This is a genomic window from Bradyrhizobium canariense (genome assembly GCF_019402665.1).
Classification (GTDB): Bacteria; Pseudomonadota; Alphaproteobacteria; order Rhizobiales; family Xanthobacteraceae; genus Bradyrhizobium; species Bradyrhizobium canariense.
In genome coordinates this window covers 1-22276 of the sequence record NZ_VSST01000096.1, presented here as the reverse complement: position 1 = coordinate 22276, position 22276 = coordinate 1, and the positions used below count along the sequence as shown (strand labels likewise).

Genomic DNA, 22276 nt, shown 5'->3' with positions numbered 1-22276 from the left:
ACCTAGCTTCGAGAATCGCGATGTTTGATTTCGTTCCGCAACGACCGATTCCTCAGGAGCAGGACTCCGCTATCCGGGTAGCTGTATGGACACTGATGAGCGAGGCTTATCGGGACGTACAGCTGCCCCAAACTCTATATCACTACACAGATGCCGGAGGCCTAAAAGGCATTGTGGAAAGCGGGCTGCTTCGCGCGACGCATCTCGCTTTTATGAACGGTGCGAGCGAATATCTCCATGCGGTATCGCTTCTTGCGCAGGAGATCGACAAAGCTCTCTTGATTGAAAGTGACCCGCTAAGGATCTGTCTGCTGAAGGAAGTCAAAGACCCCGTTGCCCTCGCTGGCCCGCAGCATGTCGGCCCCTATTTCGTCAGTTGCCTATCGAGTGAGGAAAACAGCCTTAATCAATGGCGCGCATATGGGCGCGGGGAAGGCGGCTACTCTATCGGCTTCGATCTCGTTAAGCTCAATCACCACGTTTTGGGCCTAGATGGTGTATTAGCGCCAGTGATCTATGAGCCCTCGCGGCAGTTAGCTTTGGTGCAAAAACTGCTCCAATGGGGGCTTTCGGAGTATCAGAAGGTTGCGGGTACTATACCCGCTAATGATCGCGACGAACATCGACGCGATTGGGCCCATATGTTTTTGTGGCGCGCTACAGCTGCCGCGCCGTTGATCAAGAACCCTGCATTTGTTGAAGAACGAGAGTGGCGAATCATCTTTAGGCCAGCCTGGAAAGAACAGGTGCGACTTTTGCCAAGATCAACGGGACTCGCCCCGTTTGTCGAGCTAAAGCTCGGCACAGCCGCCGCGGAGATATCCTCAGAACGATTGAAACATTTGGGGCGCGCTAGTCTTCCTGATCGCCTGCCGATTACGAAGCTGTGGTCCGGTCCGGGCAGAGCCACCGATACGTCTTTGTTGGCCGACCGTACGCTGCTCGAACAAATGGGTTACGATGGGGTATTCTTGGAAGCGTCTAAGATACCGTTCCGGGTAGGATGAGCTCAGCAAACGTAGCCCGGATGAGCGCAGCGACATCCGGGTCTTTGCCGTCCCGCATATCGCTCCGCTCATGCGGGCTACAGCCCCGGATAGTTGACGTGCCCGCCGCCACCCTCCACCGCCTCCCCGACCAGCTCCGCCCCAACCTCCGTCTGGTCTTCGTCGGCACCGCCGCCAGCACGCGGTCGGCCGAGCTTGGGCATTACTACGCCCATCCCGGCAACCGCTTCTGGCGCGCGGTCCATGAGGCCGGGATCACGCCGCGGCGGTATCAACCGGGCGAGTTCGCGAGCTTGCTCGATCTCGGGATCGGCTTCACCGATCTCTCCAAATCGGGCGCCGGGATGGATCACCAGATCGCGGCTGAGACGATCGACGTGCCCGGATTCAAGGCGAAGATCGAAAAGTTTCGGCCGAGGACGATTGCGTTTACGAGCAAGAAGGCGGCGAGCTTGTTTTACGGCAAGCCGTCGAGCGGGATTGCGCTGGGGCGGCAGCAGCGGGATGAGAATTTTTCCGAGGTGTTCGTGCTGCCCTCGCCGTCCGGCGCGGCGTCCGGGCATTGGACGCTGGAGCCGTGGCGCGAGATTGCGGCGTGGGTCGCTGCACTGGACACTCAACACCCACAGACCTCATCCTGAGGAGACCGCGTAGCGGGCGTCTCGAAGGATAGCCGCGGCGGGATGTGGGCCTGCATGGTTCGAGACGGCGCTACGCGCCTCCTCACCATGAGGAGTTGGCGCCGTCACCACGGCCCGCCCCTCACCCCGCATACGCCCTATCCAGACCCGCAATCACGATCTTTCTCATCTGCATCATCGCCTGCATGACGCGGTTCGCCTTGCTGCGGTCGGGGTCGCCGAGGTAGCGGCCGAGCGCTGATGGGATCACCTGCCAGGACAGCCCGAACTTGTCCTTGAGCCAGCCGCAGCGGGATTCTTCGCCGCCGGCGGCGGTGAGCCTGTCCCAGAAATAGTCGACTTCCGCCTGCGTTTCCACGCTGATGAAGAACGACACCGCTTCGTTGAACTTGTATTGCGGGCCCCCGTTGAGCGCGTTGAATCGCTGGCCTTCGAGCTCGAACACCGCCATGAAGTCGCTGACGGTCTCGACCTTTGCATTGGGAAACACCGATTTGTAGAAGGCGACAGCCTCCGGCACGTTGTTGTCGAACCAGAGAAACGGCGTGATGGAGGTCATGAACGGAAATCCTTTTGCCTCGGGCGGGCGCGCGGCGGCGCGCCGATGTTCCAAGGACGAGGCAGGAGGCAACGATCCGACAGTGGCGGCGGAATTCTCTTGTAGCCCGGATGAGCGACAGCGACATCCGGGGCCGGCAGCTGCCCCGCATATCGCTATCGCTCATGCGGGCTACGGGGTCCACGAAAACGCATTAACCTGTCGGAATCCACTCATTCCATTCGTCCTCCGAACGCAAAACGCGATCAACCCCGGAGCCCCTCCCGATGCCCCCCACCATCACCGCCTTCGAAAGCTCGCCCGACCGCGGCAAGGGGCAAGCCCGCGACATGCGGGTGCGCTGGGCGCTGGGCGCTGGAAGAGATCGGCCAGCCTTACGACGTTCGCCTCGTCTCGTTCGCAGCGACGAAAGAACCCGCGCATCTCGCGCTGCATCCGTTCGGGCAGATTCCGACTTATGAGGGCGACAACCTCATCCTGTTCGAGTCCGGCGCCATCGTGCTTCATATCGCCGAGCGCCATGCCGGACTGCTGCCGACGGAGCCGAACGCCCGGGCCCGCGCGATCGCGTGGATGTTTGCCGCGCTGAGCACGCTGGAGCCGCCGATCGTCGAGCTCGGGATGGCGATGCTGTTCGAGCGCGACAAGGGCTGGTATGCGGAGCGGCTGCCGATGCTCAGGGATCGCGTCCGTGTCAGGCTCGGCGAATTGTCCCGCCGCCTCAGCGATGCCGACTGGCTCGACGGCGCGTTCAGCGCCGGCGATCTCATGGTGGTGACGGTGCTGCGCCGGTTGAACACATCAGGCCTGCTGGACGAATATCCTGATATCGCCGCCTATGTCGCCCGCGGCGAAGCGCGGCCCGCGTTCAGGCGGGCGTTCGAGGCGCAATTGGCGGTGTTCACCGGGGCACGCTTGGCGCCCTAGAGATCGAAATTGGTCGGCAGCATGACCACGTCACGAATGGTCATGCCACGCGGCCGCGTCAACATGAACATCACGACCTCGGCCACGTCGCTGGCCTCCAGCAGGCTTCCCGAGTCCCTGGCCTCCTTCAGCTTCTCGGGCGGCCAGTCCGCCAGCAGGGCGCTGACGACGGGGCCTGGCGAGATCGAGCCGACGCGGATACCGTGCTTGAAGACCTGGCGCCGCACCGTCTGGACGAAGCAGTTGACCGCCCATTTGGACGACGCGTAGACCGGCTCCCATGGGGTCGGAAAATGCGCCGCCAGCGAGCTCGTGACGATGATGTCGCCGGTCCCGCGCGCTATCATATGCGGCAGCACGTCGTGCACGTTCTTCATCACCACGTTGACATTCAGGTTCAGCATCCGGTCGATCGCCATGGTGTCGGCATCGACCAGATCGCCGCCGACATACGTCCCCGCATTCGCATGCAGGATGTCGAGCTGGCCGGCGTTCTCCAGAACGCGCGGCAGCAGCGTTGCGCAGTCTTTTGGGTCCAGCAGGTCGACCAGCGCCGGGATCACGGCGTCGCCGTGCTTGTCGCAGAGCGCCTTCAGCGCGGCCTCGTCGCGATCGACCATCACCACGCGCGCGCCCGCGGCCAGCATCGCCTCGGTGCTGGCCAGCCCGATGCCCGACGCAGCCCCGGTCACGGCCGCAACCTTGCCTTCCAACTCTCTCGCCATAGGGTCACCATCGCTGACGTCACGGGGATGCGGAGTATAACAATCCCGGATGGCGTTGTCGGGGCAAACCAGCAACGATGCCAATCGTCCCCCGATCGAAGGAGGCGGCGCACAAGGCGCGAGACTGTTGCAAGGGCGTCACTGCGGCGATACGACTTCAGCTTGAGGAGCCCGTCCATGCTGACCCTCTACTCCTATCCAGACCTGTTCGGCGTCGCCGACAACAACGGCTACGGCCTCAAGGTCTATGCCTTCCTGAAGCTCGCCGGCGTGCCGTTCGTGCACGAGCATGTGTTCGATGCCTCCGCCGCGCCGCGGGGGCAGCTGCCCTATATCGTGGATGACGGCGAGACGATCGGCGACAGCGAGGCCATCATTGCGCACGCGACCGCGAAATACCGCCTCACCATCGATGCCGCGCTAACCGCGGAGCAGAAGCGGACCAACCAATTCGTCACGCGCATGCTCGACGATCTCTATTGGGTAATGTCGTATTCGCGCTGGAAGGACGAGCGTTATTATCCCGCGTTTCGCGACGCCTTCATCGCGCAGCACAAGCAGATCGATGCGGCAGGATTCGAGAAGGCGAAGGCGTATAATGCGCAGCGTTATCACTTCCAGGGCATCGGCCGCTACACGCCCGAGCAGGCCTATGCGCGGGGGCTCGCCGATCTGCAGGTGCTGGCGGAGATCGTGCCGGCGGCCGGCTTCGTCCACGGCGCGGCGCCGACTAGCGTCGATGCCGGCATCTACGGCTTCATCGCCAACATTTTCTTCTTTCCGATCCCGACACCGCTGAAGGCGTTCGTCGATGCGCACGCAAATCTCGTCGCACATTGCGAACGGATTCACGCGGCGGTGACGGGAACGTAGCCCGGATGAGCGACAGCGACATCCGGGACCGAGGGTTGACCCGCATGTCGCTCTCGCTCATGCGGGCTACGAATTGAGCTGATCGCCCCTACCGCATCGTGATCGCGAGCCCGCTCAGATCCGCATTCGCCATCAGGCCGACTTGCGTGCCGGACAGCTCGAGCACGGCGCCCTTCTGGTTGGTCAGCACGATCGCACGCGCGCCGCGGCCCACTGCGATGCCGGCACCGGCGGCGCCGTAGACGCCGGCGATGTCGGAGGGCCGGTTGATGTTGGAGACGCGGCCGCGCAGCACGGTCTTGGAGCCGCCGAAGACGAGGCCGTAGTCGAGCCCGCCGGTCGAGAGCGAATAGGCGCGACCGCGGAAGTTCAGCACGCCCGAGCCGCCGGAGCCGCCGATGATCCAGCCCGCCTTGTAGATCGTCAGCACCACGGTGCCGCCGTCGGCCAGCGCCGAGGTCGAGAGGCCGGCAAGCGCGGCAATGCCGACCAGCGCGGCGCGGAAGGTGGATGCGAGCTTCATGAGGGTCTCCGGGGGCTATTCTTCAAGGGGGAAACGAATCAGACGCGAATGTATCCGATGCATCGCGGCGGCAACATGATGGGCGCGGACGTGAGTCGGGGTCTGTAGCAACACACTCAACTGTCATCGCCGGTTTAACCGGGCGATCCAGTATTCCAGAGAGGGCGATGGTGAACCGAGAAGCCGCGGCGCCTTTGATGCCCCGGTCAATCCGGGGCATGACGGCGGAGTTTGGCGCGACAAGACGCTCACCCGCCATCATGCCATTCTGCCCCTGTTTTGCCCGACGGAGCAACGGTTATTTTGCTTTTTCCGAAGTCAAAAAGAAAGCTCAATGATTCCCGCTGGATGCCTACTGTGCATGGGGTTGTTTTCGCGTTTTTTGTTGGAGGCGCCCCGACCTGCCGCTACGCTTGCGCTTCCTGCCGTCCATCCGAGGTGATCTCATGCCGATCCAGCATTTCGCGCCCCCGCCGCACGTCAAGGCGCCGCCGCTGTCCTTTGCCACGCGTGCCGGCGATCTCCTGTTCGTCTCCGGCATTCCCGGCTTCGACGCGAGCGGCGCGCTTCCCGAAGGCTTCGAGGCGCAGTTCGCCAACGTCGCCGTCAACATCAAGCGCGTGCTGGCGGAGGCCGGCGCTGGCATCCGCGATCTCGTCAAGGTCAACGTGCTGCTGACCCGCGCCTCCGACGTGGCCGCCATGAACGCGCTCTATGCCGGCGCCTTCGGGCCGCCGCCCTACCCCGCCCGCACCACCTGCGTGGTCCACGCACTGCCCGATCCGAAGATGCTGATCGAGATCGAGGCGGTGGCGTCACTGGCCAAGGGGTAGACGAGTGATCGTCAGGCGACAGTCAAGGCATAAGGGGCATCCGAACAGCCGACCAACGACTGACATGTCCGTGAACGGTCGCCGCCCCGCTTGCCAGCCGCACCATTTTGCCGCACCAGTTTCCTCTCACGTTCCCATCAGGAGATATTTCATGCATCGCGTTCTCGCCCTCTGTGCCGTTGCCGGCATCGCCACCTCCGTGTTCGCCGTGCCGGCCTCTGCCGCGGTCGGCTATTACGTGATCCGCTGGGACAACACCGGCATCTGCCAGGTCTGGAACGAGGACCTGAAGTACAAGCCGTTCCAGTGGGGCGTGTCGACCTACAAGGTCGTCAGCAAGCCGCTCCCGACCTTCACGGCCGCCTCGGAGCTCCAGATCAAGCTGCGCGGGGAGCGCCGCTGCACGCTCTAGGCCTGAGGCGACAGATCGGATTTCAAAGGGCGGATCGCGCGAGCGGTCCGCCTTTTTCTTTTCGACGCGCCACTGGTTTTTCGGCCGAGATCGCGCATTTTCCGCGCACCCGCTTTGAACCTGGCCAGCTGGCGGACCTACTCACATCTTGTTCGGGGCGCCTCCCAGCGTCCCGCGCCAACCAGCATCCTTGCCCGCTTGTTTTTGCCCGCTTGTTTTTCACCTCGCGGCTTTGGAGCCAATCGATGCGCGCGCCGACGAAAGCCACGGTTCTGGCCGCATCGCTGCTGATCGCCGCAACGGCAAACGCACAGGCCCCGCAATCCTTCCGCGTGATCTCGCCGGTGTTCGGCCAGTTGGTCAGCTTCGCGATGCCGTCGAATTTTTCCGCGGTGTTCGAGAATACCAAGGGCGGCCACTACATCCGCGAGGCCGTGCTGAAGGGTGAGACGCCCGAACGCTGGACCGAGATGATCACCGTGACCGGCGAGAAGGGCATGACGCTCACTCCAGGTTCATCGCCCGAGAAATTCGCGGGCTCGATCGCAAGCGGTTTCAAATCCGCCTGCCCCGACAGCTTTGCGGCAAGGCCGCTTGGCGCCACCACGTTCGGCCGGTTCGAAGGTTTCGTCGCCGTGATCGGCTGCGGCCGCGTCGACAGCGGTCCGACCCGGCACAGCGAAACCGCACTGCTGGTCACGCTGAAGGGCACGAGCGACTACTACACGATCCAATGGGCCGAGCGCGGCCCCGAAACCGACCAGCCGCCGGTGAACGACGACCGCTGGCAGGCCCGTCTGCGCGCGCTCAGCCCGATCGAGCTCTGCCCGATCGTAGCAGGCGAAGCCGCGCCCTATCCGAGCTGCGTGAACAAGAGCTGAGGCTCGACTCCAAGTCCGACGTCCGTAGCCCGGATGAGCGAAGCGATATCCGGGAATTCAACCTACGCCCGGTCAGCCTCCCTCGGCTCGCTCACCGAAAGCAATCCCGCTTTCGCCGGCATCGCCCGCCCAATCTTCCGGGAGCAATCCCGCCCGCACATATCGGTGAAAGGACGAATGCGGCCAATCACAAACGCGCTGGACGTAGCGATGTTTAATTGGGTTGAAGTGAATGTAATCCACGTGGCGGGCGAAATCATCTTCGTCGCGAACCGTGTGCTCCCAGTAGCGTCGTTGCCACAGAGCCAATTCTCCATTGGACTGGCGGGCTACGTCTATACCCGCATGCAGTAGTGCGCTGCTGAAATGCCCCTTGATCCTTCGCCAACGTCCCGCGAAATCGGCGTCATGCGGCGGGAGGTTCATGACGACATGCAAATGGTCCGGAAGGATCACAATCGCATCGACCTCGAACGGGCGCTCCCTGCGAGCGGCCCGAAAGGCATCGCGCAGGGCGTCAACGTTCTCAATCAAAATGGTCGATCGGCGGTCGAAGAGCGCTACAGTAAAAAAGTAGGTGCCGCCGGGAAGAAAATTTCTGCGATACAGAACCATGGGCTGGACCCGTCCCGGATGTCGCTTCGCTCATCCGGGCTACAGGATAGCACATGAGCTCTCACGCGTCCTTGTAGGCGCGGGGATGGATCAGGATATCGCGCGCGGCGGCAAGGTCGATGAACGCTTGGGCGCTGCCGCCGTGGTCGGGGTGCATGCCCTTGGCGGCGCGACGATAGGCCTGGTTGATGTCCTCGCAGGTGAGCTGCACCGCGAGCGGCAGGCCGAGCACCTTGCGGGCGCGATCCTCGCTGGACAATTTTTTCGGCGCAGCATTGCGGCGGCCGAAGCGCGGCGCGGTCAGGTCGTGGACAACGTCGAGCACCACGCCGAGACGGCGCCGGGCCGCCAGCGTGACGCTGTGATCGTCATTGTCCACGGCCTGGCGCAGCACCGGAAGCGCCTGCTCGGCGGCCTGACGCAGCATGGTATCGGTGCTCATCCGCGCGACCTCGGCGACCAGCCGGCCCGCCTCGGCCCAATCGGCGCCGTCCGCCGACCGCAGGCGTTCGAGTGCGAATTTCCAGGATTCGAGCCGTTCCATCATGCGCGCAACGTTTAGCAATCAAGACCAGTATGCCAAGGCCGCCGTTTCCGACCCCTTAATTTCGAGTTAGCCTTTCATGAAACTTCGAAAAGAAATCGGGAGGAAATTGTCATGGCATTGCTCGCGAACCACATCGCAATCGTCACGGGCGCCGGTTCGGGCATCGGCCGGGCCATCGCGGCCGGCTACGCCCGCGAGGGCGCGCAAGTGGTGCTGCTCGACGTCAACGCCGACACGGTCGCGGAAGCCGCCGAGGGGATCCGCAAGTCCGGCGGCAAGGCTGAGAGCTTCGCGCTCGACGTGACCAAACGTGACGACTGCTTTGCGCTCGCCAAGCGGGTCGCCGACGAGGTCGGGCAGGTCTCGATCCTCGTCAACAATGCCGGGATCACTCGCCGCAACGCCTTCACCGCGGAGACGGAGACGGTGGCGAAGGACTGGAACGACATCATCTCGCTCAACCTCAACGGCGTCTTCAACATGACGCAGGCGTTCCTGAGCCCGTTGCGCGTAGCGAAGGGCCGCATCGTCAATATCGGCTCGATTCAGTCCTTCGTGCATCTGCGCACGCCGAGCTCGGCGGCCTACACCACCTCGAAACACGGCGTGCTCGGCTTCACCAAGGCGCTCGCGGTCGAGCTCGGCAAGGAGGGCGTGCGCGTCAATGCGATCGGGCCGGGCTTCATCGAGACCAACATCAACGCCAATGTGCGCGCGACCAATCCGGCGCTGGTGCAGGCCTTCGTCGATCACACCCCGCTGGCGCGCACCGGCAAGCCCGAGGACATCGTGGGTCCCGCGATCTTCCTTGCGTCGGACATGTCGGCCTACGTCACGGGAACGATCGTGATGGTGGATGGCGGATACCGGACGGTGTGAGCGGGATGATGCCTGCTTGGCAATGCGGAGTATGCTCGCGGGAACATGCAATCCGTGCCAATCGCGGCGGTGCGGCGGCATTCCCAAGGTCAATTGGTGCGATCGCCCCGCGGTTAACCTTTCGTTAACCAAACCCGCTCACCGTAGATTTACGGCTTGGGGGTCGTTTGTTCTCGATCCGCTTCCAAAGAGGGAGGCGGGCGTTGATCGGGGAGTGTGTCGATGACCACTGTTCATGTCGCTGCGTCCGAACCGGGCGCATATTTCCTTTCACCGAACCAGATCGTTCCGCTGCTGATCGGCGCGACCGTCGACGAGGTCGAGCGTGAGCTCGTCCTGCAGACGCTCGCCCGTTGCGACGGCAATCGCACGCGCGCCTCGCGCGTGCTCGGCCTCTCGGTGCGCACGCTGCGCAACAAGATCAGGCTCTACGCCGCCTCCGGCATCGAGGTGCCGGCCTATCACGACTAGCGCGCGACGTGCGGCCGATTGGTGTTGATCAAGCCCAGGCGCGAGCCCGGCGGAATTGCCGCTGTCGTCAAACGCCGCTAATTAGCTTGCTTCCGGTCAAGGGAGCAGCGGCGTGGCAGACGAACAAAAACGGCAGGGACCTCAGGGACCGCGCGGACGGCAGGGCGAACCGGGGCGGCCGGGACCACAGGGCCATCCGGGCAAGCGGGGCCCCGATGGCGCGCGTGGCAAGCCGGGGCCGCAGGGCAAGCCGGGTCCGATCGGAAAGGCCGGACCACTGGGCAAGCCCGGCCCGCAAGGCAAGCAGGGCGAAGCCGGACCGCGCGGGGCAGCCGGTGCACAGGGACCTGTCGGACCGCAAGGGCCGGCGGGGCCGCAAGGCCCGCGTGGTGAGGCCGGTCCGCCCGGCCCATTGCCGTCGATCGAGCAGGTGCTGCCGTGGCTCGATCAACTGTTCGACGCCTGGGACGAGCGCCGTCGCCAGCGCGAGCGTGAAGCCGCCGAGCGCGAGGCGCTGGAGGCAGCCGTGCAGGAGACCGACGACGCGCCCCTCGGTGACGAGGACGAGGACAGCGAAGGCGACAATCACAGGAAGAAGAAGAAAAAGAAGAAGCACGGCTAGGACTGACAGACGAATCTATTTCGTCCCATTCTCGCGTCGCGGCAGCATGCCCATGCGCTCGAACTGCCAGCGCATGGCGCGGTACCAGAGATAACCGACCGCTGCGCCGCACAAGGCCAGGATCACGACGTTCGCGCTCGAGAACGAACCGCTCCACCACGTCATCCACGCTGTCCACAGCAGCGTGAAAACGACGGCACCTGCTTTCAGCGGAAGAAGAGGGCGGCTCATGGTCGTGCTCCCGGGTGTCAAAAGCCCGGCGAACATCATCGCGCGTTGCGACCGCTTTCACCGTGAGCCAGATCACGGAACGGACCTTCGAGCCGCCTAGCCGAAGCGCAGCCGCGAACGTTCCTTGGCCTTTTCCGCCTCGGCCTCACGGTCGCGTGCCGGGGCGTGGGTGTGCAGCGACGTCAGGAGTTTTCGCGCAGCCTCCGCGACCTCCGCCACCGCACGATCGAAGGCCGCCTCGTTGGCTTGCGAAGGCTTGTTAAAGCCGGACAGTTTCCGAACGAACTGGAGCGCGCTGGCGTGGATCTCATCCTCCGTCGCCTCCGGCTCGAAGTTGAACAGCGTCTTGATGTTGCGGCACATGCACTCTCTCCTGACCTTTCCCTCAAGGACGACCGGCGAAAACGAAATCCTACATCCTTCCGGACAGTTCTGCTAAGTTCCGCCGCAACGCGGCCGCCGACCAGAGCCGCACGGGGGAAATATAGACATGAAAGCTTCTTGCGCGGCGCTGTCAGCCATCCTGTTGTCCGTCTCTGTGTCGGCCATCTCGACGTTCGCATGGGCGGCCGATTATCCGGCACCGAAGCAGGGCGACTGGGTCGTCAGGGATTTCAAGTTCCACACCGGCGAGAACATGCCGGAGCTGAAGCTGCACTACACCACCGTGGGTGAGCCGAGCGGCCAGCCAGTCCTGGTGCTGCACGGAACCGGCGGCTCGGGCGCGAGCATGCTGTCACCAGCCTTTGCCGGCGAGCTGTTCGGCGCGGGGCAGCCGCTGGATGCCTCCAAATATTACATCATCATCCCCGACAATATCGGCCATGGCAAATCGTCAAAACCGTCCGACGGGATGAAGACGAGCTTCCCGAAATACGATTACGAGGACATGGTCGAAGCCCAGTATCGCCTGGTGACGGAAGGGCTGGGCGTCAAGCACCTGCGGCTCGTCATCGGCAATTCCATGGGCGGCATGCACACCTGGTTGTGGGGCGAAAAATATCCGAAGGCGATGGACGCGCTGATCCCGATGGCCTCGCAGCCGACCGAGATGGCGTCGCGCAACTGGATGCTGCGGCGGATCATGCTCGACACCATCCGCAGCGATCCCGACTACAACGGCGGCAACTACACCGGCCAGCCGCGCATGATGAAATACGCCATCACAGCATACGGCATCGCGAGCATCGGCGGAACGTTGGCCTATCAATCGCAGGCGCCGACGGCGGCGAAGGCCGACAAGATCGTCGACGAGCGGCTGGCCATGCCGATCACGACAGATGCCAACGACTTCGTCTACCAGTGGGAGTCCTCGCATGACTACAATGCCCGCGAGAAGCTGGAGGCGATCGAAGCGTCGCTGCTGCTGATCAATTCCGCCGACGACGAACGCAACCCGCCTGAGACCGGCCTCACGGACGCTGCGATGACGCGGGTCAAGAACGGCAAACTGTATCTCATCCCAGCAAGCACGGAGACGCGCGGCCACGGCACCACGGGGAACGCCAAATTCTACAGCGAGCAGGTCCGGCAGTTTCTGCAAACCGCGCCGCAGCGGACGATGTAGGATTGCCAGGCTTGCCGCCATGTTCGCCATGCATCATATGCGGCGCCTCGACGCCGCATATTATTTGAGCATGCATTGCGCTGACAGGTCGGGCTTAATCGCATCAACGATACGAATCGACGCGCGGGGCAATCGCGCGCCAATGGCACGACACGCGATGAGGAGGATCGCATGCACAGGCTCGTACTGTGCGTTTGGCTGGCGGCGCTGACGGGCGCAGCGTTCGCGTTCGACAACGGGCAATATGATCACGTCCCGCCTGACATCCGCGCCTGGTTCAAGAGCGTGATCGCACCGAACGGCGTGCCCTGCTGCGACGTCTCCGACGGCCATCGCACTGAGTACGACGTGCGCAGCGGCGCCTATTGGGTGCCGATCGAGGGACAATGGATGGAGGTGCCCGAGCGCGCCATCATCCGCGACCGCGGCAATCCGGTCGGCCAGGCCGTGGTGTGGTACGTCCATCACCGCGGCGCCATCATCATCAGTTGCTTCGTGCCGGCGGATGCGGTGTAGCGCGATAGCGCCTCGACGCGGTGCTAGCTCGGCCGATGGTTCCTGTGAACGACAGAACGCGCGCTTGCGCTCTATGCGCTTTGCGTGTGGGCGGCAAACATCAAGCATGTCCTGGAGGGCATCGACCTTCCACGCATCCCCAACAGCTGGCTCTACCACGGGCCGCGGCTGGCGCTTCAGCCGGTCCTGATCGGGCGGGCTCTGTATTGCGCTGGCGTGATCGAGTGGCCGCGGCGGCGTGACAAGGGGGATAGCGATCGCGCTGGGAGATGATATTCTCAGGCATTCCACCAGGGAGACCTTCGTGACTGATCTTTGCGCCGAAGACCTCGCCACCATCTATGCCCAGCCGAGCCCACGCGTGATCGCGAAAGCGCGCCCCGCGATCGATGCGCATGCGAAGAAATTCATCGAGATGTCACCGTTCTGCGTGCTCGCGACGTCGGGAGCGGACGGCAGCGTCGATGCCTCACCACGCGGCGGCGGCGTTGGCTTCGTCCACGTCGCCGGCCCCAACCAGCTGCTGATGCCTGATCGCTCCGGCAACAACCGGATCGACAGTTTTCGAAATGTCGTCGAGGGCTCGGGCTTCGTGCATCTGTTGTTCTTCATCCCCGGATTCGACGAGACGCTGCGCGTCGGCGGCCGCGGCACGCTGTCCGCCGATCCGGACCTGCTCGCCTCGATGGTGGAGTTTGGCAAGCCGCCGCGCGCGGTGCTGAACATCGCCGTCAGCGAAGTCTATTTCCACTGCGGCAAGGCCCTGATGCGCTCGAAGCTGTGGTCGTCAGAGAAGGTGCCGCGCTCGGTGATGCCGAGCATCGTCGAGGTGGTCCACGAGCAAACCGGCCTTGGTGAGCCGCAGAGTCAGGAGATCGTGGAAGAGCTCTACAAGACGCAGTTGTAGCCGGGCTTTCGAACCGCACACGGGCGTCATGCCCGTGCTTGTCCCGGGCATCCACGTCTTCGTTGCAGGGTAGCACGTGGATGGCCGGGACAAGCCCGGCCATGACGAATGGAGAGTGCGGAGTGAGGGACCTAGTGTCCCTCGCCCTCGAGCCCGCCAACGTGCTTCTGGGTGTAGAGTTCGAGGCCGATGCGGCCGATCAGGTCGAGCTGGGTCTCGAGGAAGTCGATGTGGTGCTCCTCGTCGCTCATCAGCTTCTCGAACAGGTCGCGCGTCACATAATCCTTGACGCTGTGGCAGTAGGTCGCCGCTTCCTGGTAGAGCGCCCGCGCGCTCATCTCGGCAGCGAGATCGCACTCGATGATCTCCTTGACGTTCTGGCCGATACGCAAGGGATCGAGCACCTGCATGTTCGGGAAGCCGTCGAAGAACAGGATCCGCTCGGTCAGCTTGTCGGCGTGCTCCATCTCCTCGATGGACTCCTTGCGCCAGACCTTGGACATATCCCGCAGGCCCCAATTGTCGAGGAAGCGGTAGTGCAGCCAGTACTGGTTGATTGCAGTCAGCTCGTGACGCAGTGCCTTGTTGAGATAATCGATAACTTTTGCGTCGCCCTGCATGGTTCACTCCAGCTCTTGCAGTCCAAATCGGCCGTAAACCGAATTTAGAACGCTTCTAAATGAGTTTGAAGACTGGAGCAACCGGCTACGGGACGCAGCCGGTGAAATGCTCAGCCATGGTTGCGGAAGATTTCAGCAGGCCGCGAGGGCGAACTCGGCCGGCTGGGCCGTCTCGTCATTGGCCGCCACAGTGTGGTTGTGCGGACAGCCGGAGCAGCAGGACGTGGCACAGGGGCCGAGTGCTTCGTCGATAATGGTCTTGATCGTCCGAGCGCAGCGGCCGCATTCGGCGCTACAGCCGAGACACCCATACACCTGCTTGGCATGGCGCACAGCGTCGTCGGACTCGGCGACGGCGGCGCGGATGTCGTCATCGCTCAGCACGTTACAGGAACAAACGATCATGGAAGCGGCAGGCCCTTTGGTGATGCGCCATCATCGATATTTAAGGGGCCGGCCGGATGCAAAAGGAAAAAGCGGAATTTGAAGCTATTCCAAACTAGCCCGGAAACAGCCTAGAACGGCTCTAAAATAGGGCCTTGCGCTGGATCAAGATTGCGGCGGATCTAGTCGCCCCCGCCGCCTCCACCATCGCCGCCGCCCCCGCAATCTCCGCCACTACTGCCGCTATCGCTGCTGGAACAGCTGCCGCCGTCGGTCGAGCTGCCGGAACTATCGCTGGAAAACCAGCTCCCAAACGAGGAGCCGTCGCTCGAGCCGGTGGCGGTGTCGCCACCGCCATTGCCGCCGGCCCCGGCGCGGGAGCGCCGCTGGCTGCGGTTCTGAAGATGGGTGATCCAGCCGTAGCCGATCGCGAAGACGACCCCGGCAGCGATCAATGCATTTATCATCGCGTTACCCATCATCGCCCTCCCCTGGCTGAGCTGCGGTCCATGTTAATTGGTCGCCCCCGGCAAAGGTGCCGTTCATTGATCATTCAATCGAAATATGGAACTTTACCCTCAAAGAGTTCCCGTGTGCTTTGTTCGAAAGGTCAGCCAATGAAGAAGTCGCTCCTGGCAATCGCTGCCGTCGCCGCGGTGGCCCTTAGCGCCGCTACACCAGCCCAGGCGCAACGCGGCGTCGCGGCGGGCGTGGCAGCCGGAATCATCGGCGGCGCCATTGTCGGCGGGGCGCTGGCCTCTCCGTATTATTACGGACCGGGCCCCGGCCCCGGCTACGCATATGGTCCGGGATATAGCCCGGGCTACTATCCGCCGCGCTACTACGCACCGGGCCCGGGCTACGTCGCCGACGACTATTATGGCGACGGCTGCGTCTGGCAGAAGCAGCGCTTCTGGGACGGTTATGCCTGGCGCGTCCGCCGCGTCAGAGTCTGTGGCTGAAGTCGCCCCAAGCAGATTCATTCCGGATGCGCCGTTCATCTCCGGGCCTGAAAAAGACCGCTTTTTCTCGTCACAGCTCCGTGTGCGTTTACCGCGGATTGACCATTTGCGCGCTTCCTAACTGCAAGGCCAATTCCATCAGAGTCTGCGTGAACCTTTGAACCCCGGACGCTCCTAACAAGGAGCATCCATCTCTCAGGAGAGCCAAGAGTATGAAGAAGACTTTAGTTGCCGCCCTTACGGTTGCGACGATCGCCGGTTCGCTGGTGACCGCCACTCCGTCCGCCCAAGCCCATGACGGCGTCGGCGCCGGCATCGCAGCCGGCCTGATCGGCGGCGCAATCGTCGGCGGTGCCATCGCATCGAGCCGTCCCGCCTATGGCGGACCGGTTTATGTGGCCGAGCCCGGCCCGCCGCCGCCGCCCTGCTACTGGCAGCGCCAGCGCTACTGGGACGGCTACGGCTGGACCGTCCGCCCGGTTCGCGTTTGCTACTGATCTGATCGCACGGCGTTCATGAGCGCCGCGATCGAAGCCCGGCCGAGCACCTCGGCCGGGCTTTTTCTTTGGCGAAGAACTGCGGCTCGCTATCGCGCCTGGATCGAGCGCAGCACCTCTTCGCTCGGCCAGCAATCGACCTTGAGGCCTGCCGACTTCTGGTAGGCGCCGAGCGCAGCGCGCGTCTGCATGCCCGCCTTGCCGTCGATCTTGTCCTTGTAGAGCCCGACGCGCGTGAGCCCGCGCTGCATCGCCTCGACATCCTTGGTGCGCAATTGCTTCGAGGCAGACCACGGCGTCGCGAACGGCTGCGGGCTCGTCATGCGGTCGGCGAGATGGCCGACGAACAGCACGTAGAGATCGGAGAAATTGTATTCCTTGATCACGAAGTAGTTCTTCGTCGTCAGGAAGGACGGGCCGTAGATGCCTTCCGGCTGCAGCAGCGAGGCCGGCTGCGCCTGCTCGGCGGCAGTGAGCTTTTGTCCGCGCACCGGCACAAAGCCTTCGCGCAGCCACTGGCCGATCGGCTTCGTCACCTCGGGCACGCCGGCGGTGCAATCGACCTTGGCCGGAGCTTGCACCTCGTAAGCCCAGCGTACGCCGCTCTGCCAGCCCTTGTTGACGAGCTGCTGCGCGGCGGAGGCCAGCGCATCCGGCACCGAATGCCAGATGTCGATGCGGCCGTCGCGGTCGAAATCGACGCCGTGCTTGTAATATTCGGACGGCAGGAATTGCGTGAGCCCGGTCGCGCCGGCCCACGACGAGCGCATGTCCTTGCGTGTCACCACGCCGTCACCGAGAATTTTCAGCGAGAGGATGAACTCGTTGCGATAGGTGTCCTTGCGGCGGCCGACATAGGCCTGCGTCGCCAGCACGCGCACGAGATCGTAAGGCAGCGTGTAGCGGCCATAGTCGGTTTCGCGGCCCCAGATCGCCAGCATGACGGTGGCGGGCACGCCGGAGTTTTTCTCGATCTCCGTCAGCGCGGGACGATATTTTTGCAGCAGCCGCTGCCCCTCGCCCGCGAGGCGCGCGATCGAGGCTTCCCTGACATAGTCGGCCGGCACCTGCACGAACTCGGCCTGCGACGGCGCCCCCGTTGCGGGCCGCCCCGGCAGGATCAGATCCGGCAGCTTGTAGTCAGGCTCGAGCCCGCGCGTCTCTCGCTCGAACGTCGCGCGCGACACGCCGGCGGCCTCCGCGTCCGGCCACAGCGAGGCGATGAACTGCGCGAAGGCGGCGTCGGCAGCGCGGGCGGGCGACAGGCCGCAGGTGATAGCGATCACCGCAGCTATGAGCACCCGCCGCATCATGCTGAGATCACCGCGTCAGCTTCTTGTACTTCACGCGATGCGGAATGATGCTGTCCTGGCCGAGCCGGCGCATCTTGTCCTTCTCGTAGTCCTGGAAGTTGCCCTCGAACCATTCGACATGGCTGTCGCCTTCGAAGGCCAGGATGTGGGTCGCGATGCGATCGAGGAACCAGCGATCATGGCTGATAATGACGGCGCAGCCGGCGAAATCCTCCAGAGCCTCTTCGAGCGCACGCAGCGTGTCGACGTCGAGGTCGTTGGTCGGCTCGTCGAGCAACAGAACGTTAGCGCCGGATTTCAGCATTTTCGCAAGGTGCACGCGGTTGCGTTCGCCGCCGGAGAGCGCGCCGACTTTCTTCTGCTGGTCGGCGCCCTTGAAGTTGAACGACGAACAATAGCCGCGTGAATTGACTTCCCTCTTGCCGAGCAGGATCAGCTCATTGCCGCCGGAGATCTCCTCCCATACGTTCTTGCTGCCATCGAGCGCGTCGCGCGACTGGTCGACGTAACCGAGATGAACGCTCTCGCCGACCGTGATGGTGCCCTTGTCCGGCTCTTCCTGCTTGGTGATCATCCTGAACAGCGTGGTCTTGCCGGCGCCGTTGGCGCCGATCACGCCGACGATTCCGCCGGGCGGCAGCTTGAAAGTGAGATCGTCGATCAGCATGCGATCGCCGAAACCTTTGCTGAGCCCTTCGAAGTCGACCACGTTCTGACCTAGGCGCTCGGCCACTGGAATCGTGATCTGCGCAGTCTGTGTCTGCTTTTCGCTCGCCTGCTTCAGCAGTTCGTCATAGCGCTGATAGCGCGCCTTGGATTTGGCCTGGCGGGCTTTCGGCGAGGACGCGATCCATTCCTGCTCGCGGGCCAGCGTCTTCTGATGCGCAGCGTCCTCGCGGCCCTCCTGCTCGAGCCGCTTCTGTTTCTGCTGCAGCCAGGACGAGTAATTGCCCTCGTAGGGAATGCCCTTGCCGCGATCGAGCTCGAGAATCCAGCTCGTGACGTTGTCGAGGAAGTAGCGGTCATGGGTGACGATCAGGATCGCGCCGGGATAGTTGCGCAGATGGCCTTCCAGCCACGACACCGATTCCGCGTCGAGATGGTTGGTCGGCTCGTCCAGCAGCAACAACTCAGGCTGGTCGAGCAGCAGCTTGCACAGCGCGACTCGGCGGCGCTCACCGCCAGAGAGTTTCGACACGTCGGCATCGTCAGGCGGACAACGCAGCGCGTCCATGGCCTGGTCGACCTTGCTGTCGAGATCCCAGAGGCCCTGGGCCTCGATCTCGTCCTGCAGCTTGGTCATCTCGTCGGCGGTCTCCTCGGAGTAGTTCATCGCCAGTTCGTTGTAGCGATCGAGGATAGCCTTCTGCTCGGCGACGCCCAGCATGACGTTCTCGCGTACGCTGAGTGCCGGATCGAGATGCGGCTCCTGCTCGAGATAGCCGACGCGGGCGCCCTGGGCGACCCAGGCCTCGCCGTTATATTCCTTGTCGAGGCCTGCCATGATCTTGAGCAGCGTCGACTTGCCCGAGCCGTTGACACCGAGCACGCCGATCTTGGCGTCCGGGTAGAAGCTCAGATGGATGTTATCGAGCACCTTCCGGGTCGGGTAGCTCTTGGTCAGGCCCTGCATGAAATAGATGAACTGGCGCGCCATCGGTCCCGAAAACCTTCGATTTGAGGAAATTTGCTTGCCGCCGATGTAGCGATCCCGCCCCCAAAGGGCAATGTTTTCCCTCCGTTCACCACGGATGAATACGGGCCGGACACCATCCCGCCACCGATCCGGACAATTGAAACTATCTTTTAATAAATCAGGCCAAAGCTCGGTTTCGCGCGGAAACAGCGCCACCCGCTCAGAATGAACGGGAGCACAGCGAGACAGCGTCATGGCCACGATCGAGACCCATTCCCTTCCCGTTCCGGCGGAAGCCGGCAGCGCCTCCGCATTTGCCTCGGAGATCAAGGGCTTCTGGAAGCGCTTCTTCGCCACCGCTTTCAACCCCTACCGGCCCGAACTGCATTACATGCGCGGCCCCGGCCCCGCCTGGCGCGCCAAGCACGGCATGAATGCGCCGTTCCGGCTCAAGCCCCGCGACCTCTGAGCCTTATCACCTGTCGGATTTTTGAAGACGCGAACGGCTTGCGCACGGTCCTGATTGCGCGCAACCATGGCCTGGTTCCACCTCTCGCCATGGAAGAACGCTGATGACGCGGCTGCGCTGTGCAATTCTGGACGACTATTTCAATCTCGCCCTCGAAGTTGCCGATTGGCAAAGCCTGTCCGACCGCATCGACGTCACCGTGTTCAGCCATCCCTTCGCCTCCGAGCAGGCCGCGGCGAGCGCGCTGGCCGATTTCGAGATCGTCTGCGCGATGCGCGAGCGCACCGCGTTCCCGAAGAGCCTGTTCGAGAGCCTGCCGAAGCTGAAGCTGCTGCTGACATCAGGCATGCGCAACGCCTCGATCGACATGGAGGCCGCCAAGGCGCGCGGCGTCACCATCGCCGGCACGCAATATTCACGCGATCCGACTGCGCCCCTCACCATGGGCCTGATCCTGGAACTGACCCGCGGCATCGGCCGCGAGAACGCGCGCATGCATGCGGGCGAGCCCTGGCAGACCTTTGCCGGCGTTGAGATCGAAGGATTGACGCTCGGCGTCGTCGGGCTCGGCAAGCTCGGCAGCAAGATGGCCGGCATTGCGAAGGCGTTCGGCATGAACGTGATCGCCTGGAGCCCGAACCTGACCCCGGAGAAGTGCAAGGATGCCGGCGTCGGCTACGCTACCAAGGAGGAGCTGTTCGCCAAGGCCGATATCGTCAGCATCCATGTGGTGCTGAGCGAGCGCTCGCGCGGGCTGGTCGGGGCTGCCGATCTCGCGCGGATGAAACCGACGGCCTTCCTCGTCAACACCGCGCGCGGGCCGATCGTGGACGAGCAGGCGCTGCTCGAGGCGTTGCAGCAGAAGAGGATTGCAGGCGCCGGCATCGACGTATTCTCGGTCGAGCCGCTGCCAACAGACCATCCCTTCCGCAAGCTCGACAATCTCGTGCTGACGCCGCATCTCGGCTACGCCACCGAGGACGGCTTGCGCATCCACTACAGCCAGATGGTCGAGGCGATCGACGCCTTCACCAAGGGCGGCGAGCTGCCGCGGAAGCTGGCGTGATGCCTCAGGCCGCCGAGCGGTGGCTGGTGGGCTGCCGTGCCGCATCGGCAAAGCCGTCGCGCCAGGAGGCATGCGCCGGCAGCCAGCCGAGCTCGCGCTTGGCCTTGCCGTTGGAGGCTCCGCGCACCTCCGTCATTATCGCAACCATATGCTCGCCCGCAAGCAGGCGGCCGAGCCAGGCGGGAATGTGACGCGGCGGCTTGGCACCGAGCAATTCGGCCAGCGCGGGCAACCAATCCTTCACCTGCGCCGGATGATCGTCGACGATATTGTAGATGCTGCCGGCGCGCCCGCGTTCGAGCGCGGCAAGCGTGGCAGAGGCGGCATCTTCGGTGTGAATGAACGACCACGTGCCGCCGCCATCGCCGATCACCGGCACACGCCGGTGGCGCAGCTGGTCGATCATCGCAGGCGAGAGCGTGCCCGTGCCGGGTCCATAGAAGAATCCATAGCGCAGCACGATACCCTCCGGCTTCGTCGAAGCGGTGACGCTTCGCTCCAGATACCGGATTGCCTCAAGCGTGCGTCGCAGCTCTCCCGGCGGATGTGGGTCGAGCTCATCGGTCTCGGTCTTCACCGTTCCCCCGGCGCGACTGAAGGTCCAGCCGCAGAAGCTTTGCGCGATGAAGCGCCTGGCGCCGGCCTCGCGTGCGGCATTCAGCAGAATGTCGGTTCCGCGGGTGCGGAGCTCGTTGGTTCGCGCGAAGGCCCGATCGAAATGCCGGAGGTCCGTGGCGGCCGCGAGATCCGTCATCTGGTGAATGACGGCGTCGGGCTTTGCCGCAATCACCGCAGCGTGCATGCTGCCGGCATCGAGGCCGTCGGCGACGACCGGCTCTGCACCCAATCGACGCACCAAATCTGTTTTTGCCGCATTCCGTGTCGTGCCGATCACCGAATGACCCGCGGCGACCAGCGCCGGAACAAGATACCGACCGACCGCGCCGGTCGCGCCCGCAACAAAGATGCGCATCCTGTGCTCCTCAATTCGTTGCAATCCTCCCGGACGTAATCGAGGTGCGGAGCCGTTCAAGTATGCGCAAGTAGGACTTGCGCGCATGCGTCAAATGATGACGGCGCGTGACCGAAGGTCACGCGCCGTCATCAGATCAATTCTTGCGAGGCCGATTCAGCGCACGGTGACCGGTGCGGGCAGCGGCGGCACCACTGTCGGCTGGGTGCCTCCGACCGGGCCGGCCTGCGCGGCCATCGGAGCGGGGCCGGCAGCGCCGGGCACGGGCGCGGCGGATGCGGTCGCAGTTCCCGGCGGCGGACCACCCGGCATCACGACCACGCGGGTGCCGACCTTGACGCGATCGAACAGGTCGGAGACGTCCTCGTTCAGCATGCCGATGCAGCCGGAGGACACGAACTTGCCGATGGTCGAGGGCTGGTTGGTGCCGTGGATGCGGTAGACGGTCGAGCCGAGATACATCGCGCGGGCGCCGAGCGGATTGCCGGGACCGCCGGCCATGAAGCGCGGCAGATAGGGCTGTCGCTCGATCATCTCGGTCGGCGGATGCCAATCCGGCCACTCGGCCTTGCGGGTGATCTTCTGTACGCCGGTCCAGGTGAAGCCGTCGCGGCCGACGC

Annotated in this window: 30 protein-coding genes and 2 pseudogenes; 18 read left to right on the top strand and 14 right to left on the bottom strand. The window is 63.7% G+C overall.

Going from position 1 to position 22276, the window contains the following annotated elements; all coding sequences use genetic code 11:
- The first annotated feature begins 20 nt into the window (after positions 1-20).
- Together FXB41_RS38435 and FXB41_RS38430 are read left to right on the top strand one after the other, a co-directional pair.
- On the top strand, positions 21-1007 hold the full coding sequence (locus FXB41_RS38435) for a DUF2971 domain-containing protein (protein WP_219685487.1): 987 nt from the start codon (positions 21-23) through the stop codon (positions 1005-1007).
- 98 nt (positions 1008-1105) lie between these two features.
- The gene (locus tag FXB41_RS38430; protein WP_219685486.1) at positions 1106-1648 is read left to right on the top strand and encodes a mismatch-specific DNA-glycosylase; all 543 of its coding nucleotides are present in this window, start codon (positions 1106-1108) and stop codon (positions 1646-1648) included.
- A 121-nt stretch (positions 1649-1769) separates the two neighbouring features.
- On the opposite strand, the gene FXB41_RS38425 is transcribed toward FXB41_RS38430, so the two are convergent.
- Positions 1770-2207, bottom strand: a complete 438-nt coding sequence (locus FXB41_RS38425; RefSeq protein WP_219685485.1) for a VOC family protein — start codon at positions 2205-2207, stop codon at positions 1770-1772.
- Positions 2208-2473: 266 nt separating this feature from the next.
- Here FXB41_RS38425 and FXB41_RS38420 point away from each other — a divergent pair.
- Positions 2474-3134, top strand: a pseudogene (locus FXB41_RS38420) (glutathione S-transferase family protein).
- On the opposite strand, the gene FXB41_RS38415 reads toward FXB41_RS38420, so the two are convergent.
- Complete coding sequence (locus FXB41_RS38415; protein WP_219685484.1) at positions 3131-3859, bottom strand: SDR family oxidoreductase; 729 nt, start codon at positions 3857-3859, stop codon at positions 3131-3133. The pseudogene FXB41_RS38420 and the gene FXB41_RS38415 overlap by 4 nt on opposite strands.
- 177 nt (positions 3860-4036) lie before the next feature.
- Between FXB41_RS38415 and FXB41_RS38410 the strand changes: the two genes are divergently transcribed.
- Positions 4037-4732: a glutathione S-transferase family protein gene (locus FXB41_RS38410; RefSeq protein ID WP_219685483.1), complete on the top strand. Its 696-nt coding sequence runs from the start codon at positions 4037-4039 to the stop codon at positions 4730-4732.
- A gap of 88 nt (positions 4733-4820) precedes the next feature.
- Here FXB41_RS38410 and FXB41_RS38405 read toward each other — a convergent pair whose 3' ends face one another.
- Complete coding sequence (locus tag FXB41_RS38405) at positions 4821-5255, bottom strand: hypothetical protein (RefSeq protein ID WP_219685482.1); 435 nt, start codon at positions 5253-5255, stop codon at positions 4821-4823.
- 446 nt (positions 5256-5701) lie between these two features.
- On the opposite strand from FXB41_RS38405, the gene FXB41_RS38400 reads away from it, so the two are divergent.
- The 3 genes from FXB41_RS38400 to FXB41_RS38390 all read left to right on the top strand — a co-directional run bounded on the left by FXB41_RS38400 (position 5702) and on the right by FXB41_RS38390 (position 7381).
- On the top strand, positions 5702-6088 hold the full coding sequence (locus FXB41_RS38400; RefSeq protein WP_219685481.1) for a RidA family protein: 387 nt from the start codon (positions 5702-5704) through the stop codon (positions 6086-6088).
- Between the two features lie 151 nt (positions 6089-6239).
- The gene (locus FXB41_RS38395) at positions 6240-6500 is read left to right on the top strand and encodes a hypothetical protein (RefSeq protein WP_219685480.1); all 261 of its coding nucleotides are present in this window, start codon (positions 6240-6242) and stop codon (positions 6498-6500) included.
- A gap of 245 nt (positions 6501-6745) precedes the next feature.
- Positions 6746-7381, top strand: coding sequence for a hypothetical protein (locus FXB41_RS38390; protein WP_007600737.1), 636 nt, complete (start codon positions 6746-6748; stop codon positions 7379-7381).
- A gap of 72 nt (positions 7382-7453) precedes the next feature.
- On the opposite strand, the gene FXB41_RS38385 is transcribed toward FXB41_RS38390, so the two are convergent.
- Together FXB41_RS38385 and FXB41_RS38380 are read right to left on the bottom strand one after the other, a co-directional pair.
- On the bottom strand, positions 7454-7996 hold the full coding sequence (locus FXB41_RS38385; protein WP_219685479.1) for an REP-associated tyrosine transposase: 543 nt from the start codon (positions 7994-7996) through the stop codon (positions 7454-7456).
- A gap of 61 nt (positions 7997-8057) precedes the next feature.
- Positions 8058-8543, bottom strand: a complete 486-nt coding sequence (locus FXB41_RS38380) for a J domain-containing protein (RefSeq protein WP_219685478.1) — start codon at positions 8541-8543, stop codon at positions 8058-8060.
- Between the two features lie 111 nt (positions 8544-8654).
- On the opposite strand from FXB41_RS38380, the gene FXB41_RS38375 reads away from it, so the two are divergent.
- The 3 genes from FXB41_RS38375 (at position 8655) to FXB41_RS38365 (ending at position 10515) form a co-directional block, all read left to right on the top strand.
- Complete coding sequence (locus FXB41_RS38375) at positions 8655-9422, top strand: SDR family NAD(P)-dependent oxidoreductase (RefSeq protein WP_219685477.1); 768 nt, start codon at positions 8655-8657, stop codon at positions 9420-9422.
- Positions 9423-9644: 222 nt separating this feature from the next.
- Positions 9645-9893 (top strand): helix-turn-helix domain-containing protein, encoded by a 249-nt coding sequence (locus FXB41_RS38370; RefSeq protein ID WP_027519697.1) that lies wholly within the window; start codon positions 9645-9647, stop codon positions 9891-9893.
- A 112-nt stretch (positions 9894-10005) separates the two neighbouring features.
- Positions 10006-10515: a collagen-like domain-containing protein gene (locus FXB41_RS38365; protein ID WP_007600730.1), complete on the top strand. Its 510-nt coding sequence runs from the start codon at positions 10006-10008 to the stop codon at positions 10513-10515.
- A gap of 15 nt (positions 10516-10530) precedes the next feature.
- On the opposite strand, the gene FXB41_RS38360 is transcribed toward FXB41_RS38365, so the two are convergent.
- Positions 10531-10746 carry a hypothetical protein gene (locus tag FXB41_RS38360; protein WP_007600728.1) on the bottom strand — a complete coding sequence of 72 codons (216 nt, stop codon included), beginning with the start codon at positions 10744-10746 and terminating at the stop codon, positions 10531-10533.
- 96 nt (positions 10747-10842) lie between these two features.
- Complete coding sequence (locus FXB41_RS38355) at positions 10843-11109, bottom strand: DUF2277 domain-containing protein (protein ID WP_007600726.1); 267 nt, start codon at positions 11107-11109, stop codon at positions 10843-10845.
- 127 nt (positions 11110-11236) lie between these two features.
- Here FXB41_RS38355 and FXB41_RS38350 point away from each other — a divergent pair, with 127 nt between their 5' ends.
- From FXB41_RS38350 to FXB41_RS38340, 4 genes and pseudogenes are all read left to right on the top strand, one after another.
- Positions 11237-12313 (top strand): alpha/beta fold hydrolase, encoded by a 1077-nt coding sequence (locus FXB41_RS38350; protein ID WP_219685476.1) that lies wholly within the window; start codon positions 11237-11239, stop codon positions 12311-12313.
- Positions 12314-12484: 171 nt separating this feature from the next.
- The gene (locus tag FXB41_RS38345) at positions 12485-12829 is read left to right on the top strand and encodes a hypothetical protein (protein WP_007600723.1); all 345 of its coding nucleotides are present in this window, start codon (positions 12485-12487) and stop codon (positions 12827-12829) included.
- Positions 12830-12889: 60 nt separating this feature from the next.
- Positions 12890-13102: pseudogene (locus FXB41_RS41315) on the top strand (DoxX family protein); the annotation flags it as partial.
- 31 nt (positions 13103-13133) lie between these two features.
- The gene (locus FXB41_RS38340; RefSeq protein ID WP_219685475.1) at positions 13134-13736 is read left to right on the top strand and encodes an MSMEG_1061 family FMN-dependent PPOX-type flavoprotein; all 603 of its coding nucleotides are present in this window, start codon (positions 13134-13136) and stop codon (positions 13734-13736) included.
- 131 nt (positions 13737-13867) lie between these two features.
- Here the strand turns inward: FXB41_RS38340 and bfr are convergent, their stop codons facing one another.
- From bfr to FXB41_RS38325, 3 genes are all read right to left on the bottom strand, one after another.
- Positions 13868-14356 carry a bacterioferritin gene (gene bfr / locus FXB41_RS38335; protein ID WP_007600720.1) on the bottom strand — a complete coding sequence of 163 codons (489 nt, stop codon included), beginning with the start codon at positions 14354-14356 and terminating at the stop codon, positions 13868-13870.
- A 132-nt stretch (positions 14357-14488) separates the two neighbouring features.
- A complete protein-coding gene (locus FXB41_RS38330) occupies positions 14489-14761 on the bottom strand; it encodes a (2Fe-2S)-binding protein (RefSeq protein ID WP_007600718.1) in 273 nt (90 codons plus the stop codon).
- Positions 14762-14922: 161 nt separating this feature from the next.
- Positions 14923-15222: a hypothetical protein gene (locus FXB41_RS38325; protein ID WP_219685474.1), complete on the bottom strand. Its 300-nt coding sequence runs from the start codon at positions 15220-15222 to the stop codon at positions 14923-14925.
- 135 nt (positions 15223-15357) lie between these two features.
- On the opposite strand from FXB41_RS38325, the gene FXB41_RS38320 reads away from it, so the two are divergent.
- Together FXB41_RS38320 and FXB41_RS38315 are read left to right on the top strand one after the other, a co-directional pair.
- The gene (locus FXB41_RS38320) at positions 15358-15702 is read left to right on the top strand and encodes a hypothetical protein (protein ID WP_219685473.1); all 345 of its coding nucleotides are present in this window, start codon (positions 15358-15360) and stop codon (positions 15700-15702) included.
- Between the two features lie 212 nt (positions 15703-15914).
- Positions 15915-16199 carry a hypothetical protein gene (locus FXB41_RS38315; RefSeq protein WP_007600714.1) on the top strand — a complete coding sequence of 95 codons (285 nt, stop codon included), beginning with the start codon at positions 15915-15917 and terminating at the stop codon, positions 16197-16199.
- A gap of 89 nt (positions 16200-16288) precedes the next feature.
- Here FXB41_RS38315 and FXB41_RS38310 read toward each other — a convergent pair whose 3' ends face one another.
- Both FXB41_RS38310 and ettA read right to left on the bottom strand, forming a co-directional pair.
- Entirely contained in the window at positions 16289-17512 is a 1224-nt protein-coding gene (locus tag FXB41_RS38310; RefSeq protein ID WP_219685472.1) for a lytic murein transglycosylase, read from the bottom strand.
- A gap of 7 nt (positions 17513-17519) precedes the next feature.
- On the bottom strand, positions 17520-19169 hold the full coding sequence (gene ettA, locus FXB41_RS38305; protein ID WP_219685471.1) for an energy-dependent translational throttle protein EttA: 1650 nt from the start codon (positions 19167-19169) through the stop codon (positions 17520-17522).
- 232 nt (positions 19170-19401) lie between these two features.
- Here ettA and FXB41_RS38300 point away from each other — a divergent pair, with 232 nt between their 5' ends.
- Together FXB41_RS38300 and FXB41_RS38295 are read left to right on the top strand one after the other, a co-directional pair.
- Complete coding sequence (locus tag FXB41_RS38300; RefSeq protein WP_219685470.1) at positions 19402-19617, top strand: hypothetical protein; 216 nt, start codon at positions 19402-19404, stop codon at positions 19615-19617.
- 103 nt (positions 19618-19720) lie between these two features.
- Positions 19721-20683, top strand: a complete 963-nt coding sequence (locus tag FXB41_RS38295; RefSeq protein ID WP_007600705.1) for a D-2-hydroxyacid dehydrogenase family protein — start codon at positions 19721-19723, stop codon at positions 20681-20683.
- 4 nt (positions 20684-20687) lie between these two features.
- On the opposite strand, the gene FXB41_RS38290 is transcribed toward FXB41_RS38295, so the two are convergent.
- Together FXB41_RS38290 and FXB41_RS38285 are read right to left on the bottom strand one after the other, a co-directional pair.
- Positions 20688-21656 carry an NAD-dependent epimerase/dehydratase family protein gene (locus tag FXB41_RS38290; RefSeq protein WP_219685469.1) on the bottom strand — a complete coding sequence of 323 codons (969 nt, stop codon included), beginning with the start codon at positions 21654-21656 and terminating at the stop codon, positions 20688-20690.
- A gap of 156 nt (positions 21657-21812) precedes the next feature.
- Positions 21813-22276 (bottom strand): L,D-transpeptidase (locus FXB41_RS38285; RefSeq protein WP_219685468.1); only part of this gene is annotated, 464 nt, incomplete at its 5' end.